At 67.2% G+C, this 15,143-nt stretch carries 15 protein-coding genes and 1 pseudogene; 14 read left to right on the top strand and 2 right to left on the bottom strand.

From position 1 onward, the window contains the following. Nucleotides 1-184 precede the first annotated feature (184 nt). Nucleotides 185-877, top strand: a complete 693-nt coding sequence (locus ETQ85_RS06295; RefSeq protein ID WP_187394595.1) for a GNAT family N-acetyltransferase — start codon at nucleotides 185-187, stop codon at nucleotides 875-877. Here ETQ85_RS06295 and recG read toward each other — a convergent pair. After that, complete coding sequence (gene recG, locus ETQ85_RS06290) at nucleotides 867-2,903, bottom strand: ATP-dependent DNA helicase RecG (RefSeq protein WP_222862093.1); 2,037 nt, start codon at nucleotides 2,901-2,903, stop codon at nucleotides 867-869. The genes ETQ85_RS06295 and recG overlap by 11 nt on opposite strands. A gap of 75 nt (nucleotides 2,904-2,978) precedes the next feature. Further along, nucleotides 2,979-3,359, bottom strand: coding sequence for a RidA family protein (locus ETQ85_RS06285; RefSeq protein ID WP_148578201.1), 381 nt, complete (start codon nucleotides 3,357-3,359; stop codon nucleotides 2,979-2,981). A 118-nt stretch (nucleotides 3,360-3,477) separates the two neighbouring features. Between ETQ85_RS06285 and ETQ85_RS06280 the strand changes: the two genes are divergently transcribed. The 13 genes and pseudogenes from ETQ85_RS06280 to ETQ85_RS26120 form a co-directional block, all read left to right on the top strand. Then, entirely contained in the window at nucleotides 3,478-4,893 is a 1,416-nt protein-coding gene (locus ETQ85_RS06280; RefSeq protein ID WP_246128646.1) for an FAD-binding oxidoreductase, read from the top strand. A 93-nt stretch (nucleotides 4,894-4,986) separates the two neighbouring features. Then, entirely contained in the window at nucleotides 4,987-6,225 is a 1,239-nt protein-coding gene (locus ETQ85_RS06275) for a methyl-accepting chemotaxis protein (RefSeq protein ID WP_148578200.1), read from the top strand. Nucleotides 6,226-6,353: 128 nt separating this feature from the next. Next, nucleotides 6,354-6,836 (top strand): DUF3015 family protein, encoded by a 483-nt coding sequence (locus ETQ85_RS06270; RefSeq protein WP_148578199.1) that lies wholly within the window; start codon nucleotides 6,354-6,356, stop codon nucleotides 6,834-6,836. A 66-nt stretch (nucleotides 6,837-6,902) separates the two neighbouring features. Then, nucleotides 6,903-8,795 carry an Lnb N-terminal periplasmic domain-containing protein gene (locus ETQ85_RS06265; RefSeq protein ID WP_148578198.1) on the top strand — a complete coding sequence of 631 codons (1,893 nt, stop codon included), beginning with the start codon at nucleotides 6,903-6,905 and terminating at the stop codon, nucleotides 8,793-8,795. A gap of 148 nt (nucleotides 8,796-8,943) precedes the next feature. Then, nucleotides 8,944-9,195 carry an acyl carrier protein gene (locus ETQ85_RS06260; RefSeq protein ID WP_148578197.1) on the top strand — a complete coding sequence of 84 codons (252 nt, stop codon included), beginning with the start codon at nucleotides 8,944-8,946 and terminating at the stop codon, nucleotides 9,193-9,195. A 4-nt stretch (nucleotides 9,196-9,199) separates the two neighbouring features. Beyond that, a complete protein-coding gene (locus tag ETQ85_RS06255) occupies nucleotides 9,200-10,453 on the top strand; it encodes a beta-ketoacyl-[acyl-carrier-protein] synthase family protein (RefSeq protein WP_148578196.1) in 1,254 nt (417 codons plus the stop codon). A gap of 38 nt (nucleotides 10,454-10,491) precedes the next feature. Continuing rightward, complete coding sequence (locus tag ETQ85_RS06250; RefSeq protein WP_148578195.1) at nucleotides 10,492-10,782, top strand: phosphopantetheine-binding protein; 291 nt, start codon at nucleotides 10,492-10,494, stop codon at nucleotides 10,780-10,782. After that, entirely contained in the window at nucleotides 10,779-11,438 is a 660-nt protein-coding gene (locus ETQ85_RS06245; protein WP_148578194.1) for a COG4648 family protein, read from the top strand. Before ETQ85_RS06250 ends, ETQ85_RS06245 begins: the two co-directional genes overlap by 4 nt. Beyond that, nucleotides 11,435-12,772, top strand: coding sequence for an AMP-binding protein (locus ETQ85_RS06240; RefSeq protein ID WP_187394594.1), 1,338 nt, complete (start codon nucleotides 11,435-11,437; stop codon nucleotides 12,770-12,772). Before ETQ85_RS06245 ends, ETQ85_RS06240 begins: the two co-directional genes overlap by 4 nt. Next, nucleotides 12,769-13,071 carry an ApeI family dehydratase gene (locus ETQ85_RS26125; RefSeq protein ID WP_187394593.1) on the top strand — a complete coding sequence of 101 codons (303 nt, stop codon included), beginning with the start codon at nucleotides 12,769-12,771 and terminating at the stop codon, nucleotides 13,069-13,071. The genes ETQ85_RS06240 and ETQ85_RS26125 overlap by 4 nt, the downstream gene beginning before the upstream one ends. After that, nucleotides 13,068-14,018, top strand: coding sequence for a lysophospholipid acyltransferase family protein (locus ETQ85_RS06235; protein WP_246128645.1), 951 nt, complete (start codon nucleotides 13,068-13,070; stop codon nucleotides 14,016-14,018). Before ETQ85_RS26125 ends, ETQ85_RS06235 begins: the two co-directional genes overlap by 4 nt. Then, nucleotides 14,015-14,590 carry a LolA-related protein gene (locus ETQ85_RS06230; protein WP_148578193.1) on the top strand — a complete coding sequence of 192 codons (576 nt, stop codon included), beginning with the start codon at nucleotides 14,015-14,017 and terminating at the stop codon, nucleotides 14,588-14,590. Before ETQ85_RS06235 ends, ETQ85_RS06230 begins: the two co-directional genes overlap by 4 nt. Further along, a pseudogene (locus ETQ85_RS26120) lies at nucleotides 14,587-15,143 on the top strand (MMPL family transporter); the annotation flags it as partial. The gene ETQ85_RS06230 and the pseudogene ETQ85_RS26120, both read left to right, overlap by 4 nt.

The following is a 15,143-nucleotide window of genomic DNA, read 5'->3' as shown; positions in this document are numbered from 1 at the left end:
GCCAAAAAACCCACCAAACCCAAACCTTCGCTGCATTGCAACAAGGGATTAATGTCGTTTTCGCACATAAGTCTCACGCCACGCGGTGTAAAACGTCATGTAAAGTTGATTTCCTCGCCCATTCGCCCTGAAAAAGGCTGCGATCAGAACGGGCAAGACACGAGGCATGCTTGGCCAACCGCATATGCTTTCATCCACACCCACCCAATCGCACCAGGCGCCCACCGACGACTACATCGACACCGGCTGGCTCGAACTGGTCGGCAGCTTCGAGTCCTACTGGCACGAACGCAGCAAGAACCTTCGCCATAACCTGCGCAAGCAGCGCCACAAGCTGGCGGACCAGGGGGTCAACATTTCGTTGCGCGAAGTCACCGCGCCGGAAGACATGGCGGCAGCGGTCGCCCGTTATGGCGCGCTGGAGAGCGCCGGCTGGAAAGCCGGGATCGGCATCGGCACGGCAGTCCATCCCGACAACGAGCAGGGACGCTTCTACCGACAGCTCCTCGAAAAATCCGCCCGCGCCGGGGAAGCCCTGGTGTGCGAGTACTGGTTCGACGACCGGATGGTCGCCTCCAATCTGTGCCAGCTCCGCGGTGACACCCTGGTCGTCCTGAAAACCACCTACGACGAAGGCTGCAAGCATGTCTCCCCAGCCTTCCTGCTGCGCGAGGCGGAGCTGCAATCCTTTTTTGAAACAGGGAGGATAAGGCGCCTCGAGTTCTATGGCCGCCTGCGCCCATGGCATACCCACTGGACCGAGCACCGACGCACGCTGTACCACACCACGACCTATCGCACGAGCTGGGTACGTCAGCTCGCCCGGCTGCGCCAGGCCTCACGGCACGATCAGACGGCGACGCCCCTCACGCCTTGAGCAGCGCCGCCCGCCCGCCAAACCACCGCGCGGTGATCGCATCAGCCACCCGCGGTGCGTCGTGCAGGATTTCCTCGGCCAGCCCGCGGGCGATGTCCACCAGGCCGGCGTCTTCTTCGAGGTCGGCATAGCGCAGCAGCGGCACGCCACTCTGGCGGGCGCCGATGAATTCGCCGGGGCCGCGGATGCGCAGGTCTTCGCGGGCGATGATGAAGCCGTCCGTGTGCTCGTAGATGGCCTTCAGGCGCTCGCGGCCGGTTTGCGACAGGGGCTGGGCGAAGAGCAGGATGCACACCGATTCATGCACGCCGCGCCCGACCCGCCCGCGCAGCTGGTGCAACTGGGCCAGGCCGAAGCGCTCGGCGTGCTCGATGACCATCAGGCTGGCGTTGGGCACGTCCACGCCCACCTCGATCACCGTGGTCGCCACCAGCACCTGGATCTGACCGGCCACGAAGGCCGCCATGGTGGCCGACTTCTCGTCGTTCTTGAGGCGCCCGTGCACCAGCCCGATGGCCAGGTCGGGCAGCTCGGCGGACAGCGTTTCGTAGGTTTCCTGGGCGGTCTTCAACTGCAGTGCCTCGGATTCCTCGATCAGCGGGCACACCCAGTAAGCCTGCCGGCCCTTCAGGCAGGCCTCGCGGACACGCTGGACCACCTCGTCGCGGCGCTCGTCCTTGATCAGCTTGGTGACGATCGGCGTGCGGCCCGGCGGCAACTCGTCGAGCACCGACACGTCGAGGTCGGCGTAGTAGCTCATGGCCAGCGTGCGCGGGATCGGCGTGGCCGACATCATCAGCATGTGCGGCGACTCGCCGGCGACGCCCTTTTCGCGCAGGGCCAGGCGCTGGCGCACGCCGAAGCGGTGCTGCTCGTCCACCACGGCCAAGGCCAGCCGCGGCAGCACCACCGGGTCTTCGATCAGCGCGTGGGTGCCCACCGCCAGGAGGATTTCACCGGAGGCAAGACGCGCCATGGTGGCCTCGCGCTCCTTTTTCTTGCGGCTGCCGGACAGCCAGGCTACCTCGATGCCCATCGGCCTGAGCCAGTCGGTGAGCTTGCGATAGTGCTGTTCGGCGAGGATTTCGGTGGGCGCCATCAGCACCGCCTGACGGCCGTTTTCGGCCGCCTGCAGCATGGCCAGCGCGGCGACGCAGGTCTTGCCGCTGCCCACATCGCCCTGCAACAGACGCTGCATCGGGTGGTCGGAGGCCAGATCGCGGGAGATTTCGGCAAAAGCGCGGCTTTGCGCACCGGTCAGCGCGAAGGGCAGTTGCGCCAGCAACTCGCGGGTCAGGCGCTGCCGGTGCGGCAGGCTGCGGGCGTTCTTGGCCCGGCGGGCAGCGTAAGCCCGGCGCAGGGAAATTTGCTGGGCAAGGAGTTCGTCGAGCTTGATGCGCTGCCAGGCCGGATGGCCCCGGTCCTCCATGTCGAGTGCCGACACCGACGGCGGCGGCGCGTGGAGCAAACGCAGGGCCTCGGGCAGCGTCGGCATGTTGAGACGCTGGCGCAGCACTGGCGACAGCTCATCATTTACCGTGTTGTGGCGCAGCGCCCCGCCGATCAGCTTGCGCAGGGCCGACTGGGCCAGACCGGCGGTGGTCGGATACACCGGCGTCAGGCTCTCCGGCAGGGATTCGCCCGCGCTCACCGGCTTGACCCGCGGATGGATCATCTCGGCGCCAAAAAAACCGTCGCGCACTTCGCCAAAAATACGCAGCCGCGCACCCACCGCCAGCTGCTTCTGCTGGTTGGGGTAAAAATGCACGAAGCGCAGCATCACCTCGCCGCTGGCGTCGCAAGCCCGGGCCACCAGCTGGCGCCGCGGGCGCAAGGTGACCTCGCTGGACAGCACCTCCACCTCGCACTGCACATGCACGCCGGCGCGGGCATCGGCCAGCATGGTCAGGCGGGTTTCGTCCTCGTAGCGCAGGGGCAGGTGGAGGATCAGGTCGGACGGGGCAAAAATGTCGATCTTCGCCAGCCGCTCGGCGAGCTGCGGCCCGACGCCGGGCCAGCCGCGCACGGCAGGCTTCTTGGGCGACGGCGGCGCGGGTTCGGCCGGCGAAGTGCCGGCAGGCTCGACGAGCACGGGCAAGACTCAGCCGATGACCAGGATGGCGTCGGATTCCACCACCGCGCCGCGGGGCAGCTCCTTCACACCCACGGCGGCGCGGGCCGGGTAGGGCTCGGTAAAGTAGCGCGCCATCACTTCGTTCACCTTGGCAAAGTTGGCCAGGTCGGTGAGGTAGATGGTCAGCTTGACCGCATCGGCCAGCGAACCGCCGGACGCTTCGGCCACCGCTTTGAGGTTCTCGAAGACGCGCACGGTCTGGGCTTCGAAGCCTTCGACCAGCTGCATGGTGGCCGGGTCGAGGCCGATCTGGCCGGACAGGTAAACCGTGTTGCCGGCCTTGACGGCCTGGGAGTAGGTGCCGATGGCGGCGGGCGCGTTCGGGGTGGCGATAATCTGCTTGCTCATGGAAATACTCCGGATAAGGGCCTCAGGCGGGCCGTGGATTCGGCGGAAAAACTCGCACCGTGGAGTTTACCCTGCTCCAGTCCGGCGCACGGCGGTGGCAAGATGACGAATTGCGCCTTTGCCGCCCATTCTGACGCCGCCCATCGCCATGTCCGCCCTGCCCGAAACCCTTGTCCAGCAACTCGCCCAGCACTTCGGCAAGCGCTTTTCCACCGCCGAGGCCATCCGCACCCACCACGGCCACGACGAATCCCACTTTCCCGACGCGCTGCCCGACGGTGTGGTGTGGCCGCATTCCACCGCCGAGGTGGTCGACATCGTCAATCTGTGCCGCGCCCACCGGGTGCCGCTGATTCCCTTCGGCGTCGGCAGTTCGCTGGAAGGCCACGTGCTGGCCACCCACGGCGGCATCAGCCTCGACATGTCGGAAATGAACCAGGTCCTCGCCATTCACGCCGAAGACATGGACGCGGTCGTTCAGCCCGGCCTGACCCGCAAGGCCCTCAACGCGGCCCTGCACGGCAGCGGCCTGTTCTTCCCCATCGATCCCGGCGCCGACGCCTCGCTGGGCGGCATGACGGCCACCCGCGCCTCCGGCACCAATGCCGTGCGCTACGGCACCATGCGCGAAAACGTGCTGGCGCTGGAAGTGGTGCTCGCCGACGGACGCGTCATCCGCACCGGCGGCCGGGCCCGCAAGTCGTCGGCCGGCTACGACCTAACCCGCCTCTTCGTCGGCTCGGAAGGCACGCTCGGCGTCATCACCGAAGTCACCGTGCGCCTGCATCCGCTGCCCGAAGCCGTATCCGCCGCCACCTGCTCCTTCCCCGACGTGGCCAGCGCCGTGCAGACCGTCATCCAGACCATTCAGCTCGGCGTACCGGTGGCGCGCATCGAACTCCTCGACGCCCTCACCGTGCATTCGGTGAACCGCTTCAGCAAGACCAGCCTGCGCGAAGCGCCGATGCTCGTCTTCGAATTCCACGGCTCGCCCGCCAGCGTTGAAGAACAGGCGCAAACCGTGCAGGAACTGGCCCGCGACAACGGCGGCGAAGACTTCGAATGGGCCACCCGCCCCGAAGACCGCACCCGCCTGTGGCAGGCCCGCCACGACGTGTATTTCGCCGGTCTCAATCTGCAGCCCGGCTGCCGGGCCGTGACCACCGACGTGTGCGTGCCCATCTCGCGCCTCGCCGAAGCCATCGCCGGCACCCAGCAGGACATCGCCGACAGTGGCCTTACCGCCCCGGTGGTCGGCCACGTCGGCGACGGCAATTTTCACGTGCTGATCCTCACCGACCCGGACAACCCCGACCAGATCGCCCGCGCCGAAGCCCTCGGCCGGCGCATCGTCGAGCGCGCCCTGGCGCTGGACGGCACCTGCACCGGCGAGCACGGCATCGGCCTCGGCAAGCGCGATTTCCTCGTCGCCGAACACGGTGAAGGGGTGGCCGTGATGGTCAGCCTGAAGGCCGCCCTCGACCCACTGAACCTGATGAATCCGGGCAAGATCGTGCCGACGACCGACTGCTAGCCAATCGGGGCTTATACCTTTCGTCATAGAAAGGCATCAAGTCCGGGGCACGCGGGCCGATATCGGGAAGAGACCTTCACGCAGTCCCTGTCCATGCACGCCTCGACCCTGCGCGCCGATGATGTCGCAATTTTTTCCGGCATTGCCCTGTCCATAGCCAGCATCGCCTCGGCCGCTCTCGGTGGCCCAGGCTGGCTCGATTATGTGCTGAGCGGTGGCACCATCGTCGCCCTGCTCGCCGCCACCCTGATCAGCCACAAGGCACGTGCTCGCGCCCGTCAAAAACAGCAGGCCCAACGCCAGCGCATTGATGACAGCGTGCGCGAATACGATGCCCTGTGTCACCAGATCGCCGGCAACAGCGAAACCCAGTACCTGCGTCTGCGCGAATCCCTCGGCCAGATGCAGGATGTGTTCTCGAGCGCCGCCAGCGAGCTCAACCGCAGCTTCACCGGAAACGCCACCAGTCACAGCGCGGCGCGGAACGATTCCCTGCGCCACCTGGCCGACGAACTGCTCGCCCTCTCCGCCGCGCACGATCAAGCCGCCCAGAGCACCAGCCTCGAACGCTTCGCCACCGAAACCCGCGATGCCATTCATGGCTTCGTCACCACCGTTCAGCAACTCAAGGGCAGCGGCACCGACATCGCCAGTCGCTTTGCCACCATGCGCGACAAGGTGGACGCCGTTACCCGTCTGATGACGGAGGTAAACCAGATCAACAGCCAGACCGAACTGCTGGCCCTCAACGCCGCCATCGAAGCGGCCCGGGCCGGTGAGGCCGGACGCGGCTTCGCCGTGGTGGCCGACGAAGTGCGCAAGCTTGCCCAGCGCACCGAAAAATTCAGCGATCAGATCGACGCCCTGCTGCGGGAAATCCACGCCGCCATCGACGACGTAGGCGTCGCCGTGGACGTCTCGGGCTCCACCGACATCAGCCAGGCAGAAGCCTCCGAAGCCAGCGTCGCCGCCATGAGCCAGGAAATGCGCGAACTCACCGCCCGCGCCACCGAACAGTCCCGGCGCATCAACGAAATCTCGGAATCGATCCACGGCCGGGTCATGCAGGGCGTCGTGTCGATGCAGTTCGAGGACATCGTCAGCCAGGTACTCGACAAGCTGCACCAGCACACCGACTTCATGAGCCGCTACGCCCATGGTTTCTTTGACGCCCACCGGGACGTCGAAGAGCGCGACGGCGTGGCCCGCATCCAGCGGCGCAACACCACCCTCGGCCATCTGCTGAAAGACTCGGAGCGCTCCGAGCAGGAAATCCGCTTCGAATCCATTCAGCAAACCGGCAGCAGCACAGGCGAGGTGGACCTGTTCTGATGCAGTTATTTGCAAAAAAACAACACCCATTTTCTGGAGTAAGCCAATCCCGTCCGGATGCGCTAGGATTCTTCGGGCATGGTTTCGACAGTGCAAAAAACAAACAACATCATCCGAGGGTACGCGATATGAAAAAAGTCCTGTTTCCGCTGTTCGTTTTCCTCCCCGTTACCGCTTTTGCCGCTGCCAACAACGTTGGCTCCTGTGGCCTCGGCTCCAAGGTTTTTGAAGGTCAGAAAGGTGTCGCACCGCAAGTGCTCGCCGCGACCACCAATGGCACCTTCGGCAACCAGACCTTCGGCATCACCTCCGGCACCCTCGGCTGCAGCCAGGATGGCGTGGTTTCCTCCGCCTGGAAAACCGCCATGTTCATCGATGGCAACAAGGCCCAACTGGCCCGCGACGCAGCCTCCGGCCAGGGCGAGACCCTGGACGCACTGGCGGCCCTGCTGAAGGTTGAAGCCCAGGACAAGGCTGCCTTCGTGAGCCTGACCAAGGCCCGTCATGCCGAAATCTTCACCGCCGTGGATTCCGCCGACAGCATCGCCACCCAGCTCAAGGCTGCCCTGCAGTCCGACAGCCGCCTGGCCAAGTACGCCGAAGCGGTCTGAGCCTGCTTCAGCCCCACAAAGCCCTGTGCCCGCACAGGGCTTTTTCTTGTCCGCCGCCGCCCCAGCATGAAAACACTGCTCGCCCTCGGCGCCTCCCTGTGGCTCGCGTTCATCGCAGCCCCTGCCCAAGCCGACACACCGGACTACCTGAGCACACTGCAGGCCAGCGCCCGTGCCAGCCACCTCGCCGACGACCCCGCCTGGAGCGACCTGCTGCAGTACGAGCCCTACCCTGTCACCGGCCGCCTGCGCAGCCTGGCCGACGACGCCGGTTTCTTCAACGCCCCGAATGGCGCCACCAATCCGGCAGCCGAACTCGACGCCACCCTCGCCCGCCTGTTCGCACCGGCCCGCCCCGACACACCCGACGAGCACCCCCAGTGCCGCTTCCCGGCCCGCTACCACTGGCTGAAGCGCCGCCTGGCCATTGAACCGGCCCGTTTCCCCGAGCAGCCCTGCCCGCGCCTCGACGCGTGGATGAAGGCAATCAACCCGGCGGGCGTCACGCTGGTCTTCCCGTCGGCCTACGTGAACAGCCCGGCCTCGATGTTCGGCCACACCCTGCTGCGCATCGACGCCGTCGGCCAGACCGAGTCCACCCGGCTCCTCGCCTACACCATCAACTACGCCGCCAAGGCCGACGCCACCGACGGCTTCAGCTTCGCCCTCAAGGGCCTTACCGGCCTCTACCCCGGCACCCTGTCCAGCTCGCCCTACTACGCCAAGGTGCGTGAATACAGCGACATGGAAAGCCGCGACGTGTGGGAATACCGACTCAACCTCGGCACCGATGAAACCCGCCAGCTGCTGCGCCACGCCTGGGAAATCGGCGCCACCCGCTTCGACTACTGGTTCTTCGACGAAAACTGCTCCTACATGATCCTGCGCCTGCTCGACGTGGCCCGGCCGGGCCTGCGGGTATCGCAGCAATTCCGCTGGACCGCCATTCCCGTCGATACGGTGAAAGGCCTGGTCGGCGTACCCGGCCTGGTCAGCGACGTCACCTTCCGCCCCTCGGCGGGCACCGAACTCGCCCATCGGGCCAGCCGGCTCGCTAACGCACAGATGGACGCAGCCATCACCGTGGCCGACGGGCACAGCCCCCCGGCCAGCCTGGGCAGCAGCACTGCCGCCATCGAACAACTGGAATTTGCCGACCGGCTGGTGTCCTTCCGCGGCCACGCCGGCAAGCTTGAGCAGGACGACGCCCTGGCCCGCCTGAAAGCCATTCAGACCACCCGCAGCCAGCTGCCCGCCATCAACACCGGCAGCGTACCGGTGCCGCCGCGCCCGGAAGCCGGCCACGCCTCGGGCCGCTTCGGCCTCGCCACCGGCCACCTGGGCGGCGCATCCGCCCTGTTCCTCGACCTGCGCCCCGCCTACCACGATCTCCTTGACCCGGAAACCGGTTACGCCCGCGGCGCCCAGATCCGCTTTCTCGACATCGGCGCCAACTGGCGGGAAGGCCACGGCTGGCAGCTCGAGCGCTTCCTGCCCGTCGACATCGTCTCCGTCGCCCCCCGCCGCAGCTGGACCCAGCCCCTCTCGTGGAAAGTCCGCTTCGGCTGGGAACGGGCCCTCGGCGCCGACCGGGCGGCCAGCCCGATGGTCGCCGGCGGCCCCGGCGCAGCCTGGGAATGGTCCGGCCTGCTCGGCTACGTGTTCCTCGAAAACCAGGTCCTCAGCCACGGCGACATCAAGGCCGGGTGGTCCATCGGCAGCGGCCCGCTGGCCGGCCTCCTGTGGGACGTGGGTGGCCGCAGTCGACTGCAACTGGAAGCCAGCCGCCAGTGGTTCGTCGAAAACCGCCTCGACCGCAGCGCCGCCCGCGCCAACCTGCGCACACGCCTCGGCCCACGGGACAACTTCGTCGCCGGCTACGAATGGACACGGATCGAACTGCCCTCCGCCGAACAGCAGGAACGCCGGCTATCAGTGGGCTGGCAGCACTACTTCTGAACGCCACGCCACCACGGTTCTGCCGGAGCCCTTCGGTCGCGGCGAGGTTTTCGAGGTGCCCTCATGTTAAAATTGGACCGATTATTCTCGGCCAGCTGCCATAAAAGGTGCGAGAACCCCGTAACCAGAAGATTTCCCCCTGTTTGCCATGGACATCCTGACCGTCATCCGCGATTTTCTCCATGATCGTCTTGAAATTGATCCTGCGACGATCCAGCCGGAGACGACCCTGGCAGAACTCCAAATCGACTCGCTGATGCTCGTTGAGCTGATCTTCGAATGCGAAGACAAGTTCCATGTCACCTTCGAGCGCGACACGCCGGCACCCAAAAACATCGGCGAACTGGTGGTCATCGTCGAAGAGTTCATCGCCGAATCCAAAAAAACCGAGCAAACCTGAACGCATGACCGGCCATCGCGTCGCCGTGACGGGTCTGGGGGTCGTCAGCCCGGCAGGCCAGGACTCCCGGCATTTCTTCGGGCGCCTCCTCGAAGGCGAATCCTTCGTACGCCTGTTCACTGCCGATGAGCCCCCCAAGCCGGTTACCCAGCCCGCCATCCACTGCACCGCCTTCAATGCCGACGCCGCACTTGGCCGAACGCTTGCCAGCAGCACCGACCGCTCTGTCCAGATGGCCCTGGCCTCGTGCTTTGACGCCTGGAAGGACGCTGGCTTCGAGCGCAGCCAGCGGGTCGGCAACCCCGACTACGGCGTATCCTGGGGCTCGGCCCTGGGGAGTACCAGCACGTGGGAGCGCGGCTACCGGGAAATGTGGCAAAACGGGCGCGACCGCCTGCCCCCGCTGTCCGTCGTGCTCGGCATGAGCAATGCCGCCGCCTCTCACATCTCGATCCAGCTCGGCCTCGGCAACGCCAGCCTGACCTACGTGGCGGCCTGCGCCTCGGCAGCCGCCGCCATCGGCGAAGGCTACAAGCGCATCCGCAACGGCGAAGCCAAGCTGATGGTCACCGGCGGCTCCGACGTGCCCCTTGCCTACGCCGTCATGAAAGCCTGGGAAGCCCTGCGGGTAGTCGCCCTCGGCGACGCAGACAGCGCGTCCGCAGCATGCCGCCCCTTCCATCCGGACCGCAGCGGTCTGGTCCTCGGTGAGGGTGCCGCCACCCTGATCCTCGAAGAGTGGGAACATGCCGAAACACGGGGCGCCACCATCCTCGCCGAACTCGTCGGTTACGGCACCTGCAGCGACCACAGCCACCTGGTGCGTCCCGACCGCGACGGCCAGGTACGGGCCATGCGCCTGGCCCTCGAAGACGCCGGCCTGACGCCGGACGACGTGGACTACGTCAACGCCCACGGCACCGCCATCATCGAGGGCGACGCCATCGAAATCGACAGCCTGCGCACCCTGTTCGGCGAGCGCGCCAGCCAGCTCCCGGTCAGCGCCACCAAATCGATGCACGGCCACCTGATGGGCGCCGCCGGCGCCATCGAAGCCCTCACCACCGTTCTCGCCCTGCACCACGACGCCCTGCCCCCGACCGCCAACCTGGACACCATCGATGCCAGTTGCGAGGGCGTCCGCCACATCGTCGGCGCCCCCCTGCGCAACACCGGCGCCCGGGTCGCCCTGTCCAACTCCTTCGCCTTCGGTGGCTGCAACGCGGTCCTTGCCTTTCGCAAGGCCGAGGCCGCCTGAGACTCCTTCACGCCCGTTTCCTGTTTTCGAACACCCCAATGACCACGACGCCCCCCGATACCACTCCGGACACCACCCCGTCCCTGGCAGAAGTTGCCGAGATCATCGTGAGCGCCCTCAACCTGGAGATGTCGCCCGCCGAGATCGAACCCGACGCCTCGCTTTTTGGCGAAGGCCTCGGACTCGACTCCATCGACATTCTGGAAATCGCCCTGGTCATTTCCAAGCGCTACGGCATCCAGTTGCGCGCCGACAGCGAAGACAACACCAGCATCTTCAGCTCCTTGCGCAGCCTCACCAACTACATCGCCAGCCAAAAGGCCGCATGAGCGGCAATGATCACCCGCTCCTTGCCGGATTGCTCACGGGCGGGCTGATCGTCGCCTACGACGGCCTCGCCCATTACGTCAGCGCCGTTCCCGACGCAGCCCCGTGGGCGGCCCTCGTCACCCTGCTGCCCGCCGTGGCCTTTGGCCTGGCCCTCCTGTTCAAGCGCTCCGGCTGGCTCCCGGCGACACTGGGCGGGCTGCTGGTGGTCGGCCTCGCCCTGCAATTGTGGCCACTGCTGCACGACAACCTGACCTGGCTCTACCTGGCCCAGTACCTCAGCACCAACATCGCCCTCGGCCTGTACTTCGGACGCAGCCTGGGAGCCGGGCAAACCCCGGTGTGCACCACCTTCGCTGCCATGTCCCACCCCAGCCTCAGCCCCACCCTGCAGCGCTACACCCGCCGGGTGACCCAGGCCTGGACACTCTTCTTCTTCGCCAGTGCGGCCATCTCCATCCTGCTCTATTTTCTGGCTCCGGCAGCAGTCTGGTCCCTGTTTTCCAACATCCTCTACCTGCCCTCACTGGCCCTGATGTTCCTGGTCGAAGGCCTCATGCGGCGCCGGGCCCTGCCCCCGGAAGATCGCCAGGGTGTCATCGCCTCGATCCGGGCCTATCAGGCCAGTACCCGGCGGAACAGCGCCCAGCCTCGATGAGCCTCTCCACCCAGCCCCTCACCGACCACCCGACGCCGGACAGCGTCGTCGCCTGGCAGCCCGACGGCCCGGTCAGCCGCGACCGCTTCCTGGCCGACGTCAGCCATCTGGCCGGCCTGCTGCCCGCTGGCGGCCACATCCTCAACATCTGCCAGAACCGCTACCACTTCCTGGTCGGGCTGGGCGCCGCCATCGTCAGCGGGCGGGTCAGCCTGCTGCCCTCCACGCTCACACCGGAAGCCATCACCCGCCTGCGCAGCGAAACGCCGGACCTGTTCTGCCTGCACGACGGCCATCCCGACGCCATCGCCCTGCCCGGCCTGGCCTTCCCCCCACCGCTGCCGCTGACCGGCCGCAATCTGCCGGTCCCCGAGATCCCCGTCGACCAGGTCGTCGCCCACGTCTACACCTCCGGCTCCACCGGCATTCCGCTGACCCACCACAAGACCTGGGGCGCCCTCGTCACCAACGCCCTGTCCGAAGCCGAACGCCTCGGCGCCCGCGGCCACGCCCTCGTCGGCACCGTCCCGCCGCAGCACATGTACGGCTTCGAATCGACCGTACTGATCAGCCTCCACGGCGGCGCGGCAGCCTGGTCGGGACGCCCCTTCTACCCGGCCGACATCACCGTCGCGCTGGCCGCAGTGCCGCCGCCCCGCGCCCTCGTCACCACCCCCTTCCACCTGCGCACGCTGCTCGACGCGGGGGTTGAAGTGCCGCCCATGGACTTCATCCTGTCCGCCACCGCGCCCCTCTCGGAAGAACTCGCCGCCCGCGCCGAAAGCACCCTCGGCGCACCGCTCCACGAAATCTACGGCTGCACCGAAACCGGCCAGCTGGCCAGCCGGCGTTCCACCGCCACCCGCGCCTGGCATCTTCTCGGCGAAGTCCGCCTGAGCCCTGCGGGCGATGGACATGTGGCCAGCGGCGGGCATGTGGAAGGCATCGTCCCGATCAACGACGTCGTCGAACTCACCGACGAACGCCACTTCCTGCTCCACGGACGCAACGCCGACCTGGTCAACATCGCCGGCAAACGCACCTCCCTGGCCTGGTTGAACCAGCAGCTCGCCGGCCTGCCCGGCGTCCGTGACGGCGTGTTCTTCATGCCTGACGAAGAACCCGACGACCACGTCACCCGCCTGTGCGCCTGCGTCGTCGCCCCCGACCACACGGCCAGAAGCCTGCTGAACGCCCTGCGCACGCGCATCGACCCGGTGTTCCTGCCGCGCCCGCTGATCTTCACCGACACGCTGCCCCGCAACGCCGCCAGCAAGCTGCCGCGGGCCAGCCTGCTGGCCCTGCTGCCGCGCAAGGACAAGGCCGGCGAATGACGGAAATCCGCTGGACTGTTCCCGCCGCGCACCCGGCCTTTGCCGGCCACTTCCCGGGCCGCCCGATCCTGCCCGGCGTCGTGCTGGTAGACCAGGCCATGCGTCTCGCCGCCAGCGCCCTGAAAGCCGACCTTGCCATTCGCGGGCTGGGCAACGCCAAGTTCTTCCACCCGGTGGCCCCCGGCACCCACCTGCTGTTCCGCTACCCGCCCGCCACTGCCAGCGCCCTGCGCTTCGACATCCTTGCCGGTGAGCGCATCGTCGCCTCGGGCAGTTTCACCCTCGGAGCCAGCTCGTGAGCACGCCGGCGGATATCCCGCCGGCCGCCGGTGCCACATGGGCCAACCAGACCGAACGCAGTTCCCTCGGCGTCATGCGGCTCATGGTGTGGCTGTCCCTGACCCTGGGGCGCCGCCTCAGCCGGGTGGTGCTCCACGGCATCGCAAGCTACTTCGTGCTGTTCGCCCCGGCCGCTGGCCGCGCCTCCCGCAGCTACCTGCAGCGCATCCTCGGCCGGCGCCCGACGCTGGCCGAGCGCTACCGCCACGTGCTGGCCTTCGCCACCACCATCCACGACCGGATCTACTTTCTCAACGGGCGCTTCGATCTTTTCGACCTTGACATCGTCGGTGCCGAACTCGTCGATGCCGCCCTCGCCGACGGACGCGGGCTATTGCTCTTCGGCGCCCACCTGGGCAGCTTCGAAGTGCTGCGGGCCGCCGGCCGCCATCACACCGAGCGCCCCGTATGCATGCTCATGCACGAGGAAAACGCCCGCAAGATCAACAGTGTTCTCGCCGCCATCAACCCCGCCGCCACCCGCGACATCCTTCCCCTCGGGCAACTGGACTCCATGCTGCGCCTGCGCGACCGCCTCGACGCCGGCCACCTCATCGGCGTGCTGGCCGACCGCAGTCCGAGCGGCGAAGGCACCCGCAGCATCCCCTTTCTCGGCGACCCGGCCCCCTTTCCCAACGGCCCCTTCCGCCTCGCCGCCATGCTGCGCCGGCCAGTGCTGTTCATGAGCGGCATCTATCTCGGCGAAAACCGCTACCGCATCCGTTTCACCCCCATCGCCGACTTCAGCCCGGTGGAGCGCAAGGAGCGGGCCGCCGCCATTGACGCCGCCCAGCTCGCCTACGCCGCCGTACTGGAAGACAACTGCCGCGACGCCCCCTATAACTGGTTCAACTTCTTCGACTTCTGGCGCGCCCCTGCCGCCCGCCCGGACAAACACCACTCATGACACCACGCCGCCTCCTCGCCACCCTGGTCCTGGCCCTCGCCACCACACCGGCCCTGGCCGCCTGGGACGTCGCCCAGCTCATGACCGAACTGGCCCGCAACCGGGGCGGGCAGGCCCTGTTCACCGAGAAAAAATACATCGCCCTGCTCGACAAGCCGGTCATCTCCTCCGGTGAAATGCGCTACACCGCGCCCGACTACCTTGAAAAACGCACCCTGCTGCCGCGCCCGGAACGCCTTCTGCTCGACAAGGACGCCATCACCCTGGAACGGGGCAAGCAGAAGTTCACCCTGCGCCTGACCGACCAACCCGAGATCCTGGCCTTCGTGGACAGCATCCGCGGCACCCTGTCCGGCAACCGCCAGGCCCTCGAACGCAACTACGCGCTGCACCTGTCCGGCAACCGTGACAACTGGACCCTCAACCTGTCGCCGAGCAACCCGCGCATCGCCGAACTGGTCACCCGCATCACCATCGGCGGCAACCGCGAGCAGGTCCGCAGCGTCGAATACCTGCAAGCCGACGGCGACCGCGCCGTGATGAGCATCAACCCGGTGGCGGAACACCGATGAAACTGCGCCTCGCCCGCCCCGTCCTGCTGTGGCTGCTCGGCCTGGCCCTCTGCGCCACCCTGGCCCTGCGTGCCCACTACAGCGCCGACATGTCGGCCTTCCTGCCACGCAACCCCACCCCGGCCCAGCAACTGCTGGTGGAACAGCTCACCGAAGGCGTACTGTCGCGCCTGCTGCTGGTCGGCATCGAAGGCGGCACGCCAAGCGAGCGGGCCGATCTGTCCCGGGCGCTGGCCAAGCGCCTCGAAGACGGCGGCCTGTTCATCTCGATACGCAACGGTGACGCCGCAGTCCTCGCCCGCGACCGGGAAATCCTGTTTTCCAACCGCTATCTGCTGAGCCCCGCCGTCAGCCCGGAACGCTTCTCCAGCGCCGGCCTGCGCACGGCCGTGGAAGCCAGTATCGACCTGCTCGCCTCGCCGGCCGGCATGATGCTCAAGGGCCTCCTCGGCCATGACCCCACCGGCGAAATGATGGAGATGATCGGCACCCTCGACACCGGCGGCAGCCCGGCCAGCCAGCACGGCGCGTGGGCCTCGCGGGACGGCCGGCG

The sequence above is a fragment of the Zoogloea oleivorans genome (assembly GCF_008107625.1).
In the GTDB taxonomy this organism is placed as follows: domain Bacteria; phylum Pseudomonadota; class Gammaproteobacteria; order Burkholderiales; family Rhodocyclaceae; genus Zoogloea; species Zoogloea oleivorans.
This window is presented reverse-complemented; position numbering and strand designations above follow the sequence as displayed.